This window comes from Thalassospira sp. UBA1131 (genome assembly GCF_002311515.1).
Classification (GTDB): domain Bacteria; phylum Pseudomonadota; class Alphaproteobacteria; order Rhodospirillales; family Thalassospiraceae; genus Thalassospira.
In genome coordinates, this window is record NZ_DCAO01000089.1 from 8603 (window position 1) to 10818 (window position 2216).

The 2216-nt window shown below is 53.2% G+C and carries 3 protein-coding genes; 1 reads left to right on the forward strand and 2 read right to left on the reverse strand.

All coding sequences use genetic code 11. The features are described from left to right. Window positions 1-38: 38 nt before the first annotated feature. Window positions 39-272, reverse strand: coding sequence for a hypothetical protein (locus tag B3Z49_RS13530; RefSeq protein ID WP_063088334.1), 234 nt, complete (start codon window positions 270-272; stop codon window positions 39-41). 538 nt (window positions 273-810) lie between these two features. Between B3Z49_RS13530 and B3Z49_RS13535 the strand changes: the two genes are divergently transcribed. Then, entirely contained in the window at window positions 811-1860 is a 1050-nt protein-coding gene (locus tag B3Z49_RS13535) for a Glu/Leu/Phe/Val dehydrogenase dimerization domain-containing protein (RefSeq protein ID WP_296991784.1), read from the forward strand. A gap of 92 nt (window positions 1861-1952) precedes the next feature. Here the strand turns inward: B3Z49_RS13535 and B3Z49_RS13540 are convergent, their stop codons facing one another. Further along, window positions 1953-2186 (reverse strand): (2Fe-2S)-binding protein, encoded by a 234-nt coding sequence (locus tag B3Z49_RS13540; protein WP_063088336.1) that lies wholly within the window; start codon window positions 2184-2186, stop codon window positions 1953-1955. Window positions 2187-2216: the final 30 nt, after the last annotated feature.

Consider the following 2216-nt stretch of genomic DNA (forward strand, 5'->3'; position numbering starts at 1 on the left):
GCTGACCACGCTTTTTTTTCGAATATGTTTGGTGACTGTTATCCTAGGCGTTTGACGTGATCGACAACGAAACCATCTTCTGACGGATAGCTATTTTCGATCATGGCAAGGGCCTTGGTTTCGTCGCTGGCCGCAACTTCATGAGTTTGAACATCAGCCCAGCGGTCATCAAAGAGGTCGTGGGATCGGTTCTCTTTGACACATTCGCGCACAGCCTGATTGTGCAGTTCAACTTCAAATACGGTTTGGCGATGGCCTGTGAATGCAGACATATCCGCCGCTCTCCTTATATTTTGTTCGCTGGCGCCACCCAGACGCCAACCTGTCCTGAACCGGGAATCTCAATCACAAGACACCCAACCGTGAGTCTACGTTTCGCACCTTAACGAGCCGTAAATTATCCGGTTAATTGATATTTCCAGATTAATTGCTCCGGTTTCAAGTGCGAATTTGGCATAGGCGCATGACGAATGCTCTGATTCAGGACAAATCGCCGCAAGTGCACTGCACCATAAAAGCCAGGCTGAAACCGGCCAATTTCGACCACAAAAGAATCTTGGTCGGATCGAAAATGCCGCCTGCCTTCAAACAGCGAAGATGCTGCAGCGCACATTGCGCGCAATAAAATTACAATGCAGCTTTGGCAAACTCCGAATAATTCCACACCAAAGCACCCCCTCAACCGAAACGATCTTTTTTGCACATTCGCGGAATTAGAAATTGATCCAACGCCGGATGCATCAAACATAAAGGGATAAGCAGGAAACAGCCTGCACCAGAAAAATGATGCTGCCAGGAGGCTGCAAGAGGATGAACGTCTTTTCCGATATCGCCTTTGACGACCACGAACAGGTCGTCTTTGCCAGCGACAAAACCACCGGCCTGAAAACCATCATCGCGGTTCACAACACCAACCTTGGCCCGTCACTGGGCGGCTGTCGCATGTGGCCCTATGCCAGCGAACAGGACGCCATTCATGATGTTTTGCGCCTGTCGCGCGGCATGACTTACAAATCCGCCCTCGCCAACCTTCCGCTTGGCGGCGGCAAGTCGGTCATCATCGGTGATCCGCGCAGTCAGAAGACGCCAGAATTCTTCCGCGCAATGGGCCGCGCCGTCGAGCAACTTGGCGGGCGCTATATCGTTGCCGAGGATGTCGGCACCAGCCCCGAAGACATGGAACATATCGCAAGCCAGACCAAGCATGTCGGTGGTATCAATGATGGCAAGGACCCGGAACGCACTGGTGATCCGTCCCCTTTTACCGCCTATGGCGTTTTCATCGGGATCAAGGAAGCGGTTCGATTTAAACATGGCAGCGACGACCTTACAGGCATGCGGGTCGCGGTACAGGGTTTGGGGCATGTCGGCTATCACTTGTGCCGGATGCTGCATGCGGCCGGGGCCAAGCTGATTGTTGCGGACCTGAATGCCGCTAGCATGAAGGCCGCCGCCATGGAATTTGGCGCAACCGCAGTTCCGGTTAATAAAATCCTGTCGGTTGATGCCGATATCCTTGCCCCTTGTGCCCTTGGCGGGGTGATCAATGACCGTACTATCGAGGAACTCAAGGTTGGCGTGATCGCCGGTGCGGCCAATAACCAGCTTGAAGATGATCGCCACGGCGAAATGTTGCGCGAAGCCGGGATTTTGTATGCCCCGGATTACGTGATCAATGCCGGCGGTGTTATCGAAGTCTATTATTGCCGTGAAGGCAAAACGGTTGCCGAAACCAACATGCATATCGAAGGCATTGGTGAAACCGTGCGCGAGATTTTTGAACGCGCCAAGCAACAGAACCTGTCGACCGGCTTTGTTGCCGATCGCCTGGCCGAGGAACGCTTTGGCTTGAAAAAGTAACGGTGCTGATCAAGCAGCATCAGCCACAAACAACAAAGGCGAGGCCCATGCGGCTTCGCCTTTTTCGTTTTGTATGAATGCCTGGAAGTAGGTTACTCGGCGGCAATCGGTTCAATATTTGCCGTCACAGCCGCTGCATCATCGCAATCGCAATTGCCACAGGTCTTGGCTTGCAGCAGTTCTGCGCGCATGTGACAGGCGCATTTGCCACATTGCGGCGCGCAACCATGGAAACGGAAAACTTCCGCCGGACGTGTCGCCCCGCCCTGCTCGGCGGCACGGCGGACGTCTTTTTCCTTGAGCGCATTACAAATGCAGACATACATGGTGCGATTGCAATCAGTTATTAATTACGT

Bases quoted from the DNA above. Each gene is read 5' to 3' on its own strand.
- B3Z49_RS13530 (WP_063088334.1), bottom strand. From the start codon at position 272: ATGTCTGCATTCACAGGCCATCGCCAAACCGTATTTGAAGTTGAACTG.
- B3Z49_RS13535 (WP_296991784.1), top strand. From the start codon at position 811: ATGAACGTCTTTTCCGATATCGCCTTTGACGACCACGAACAGGTCGTC.
- B3Z49_RS13540 (WP_063088336.1), bottom strand. From the start codon at position 2,186: ATGTATGTCTGCATTTGTAATGCGCTCAAGGAAAAAGACGTCCGCCGT.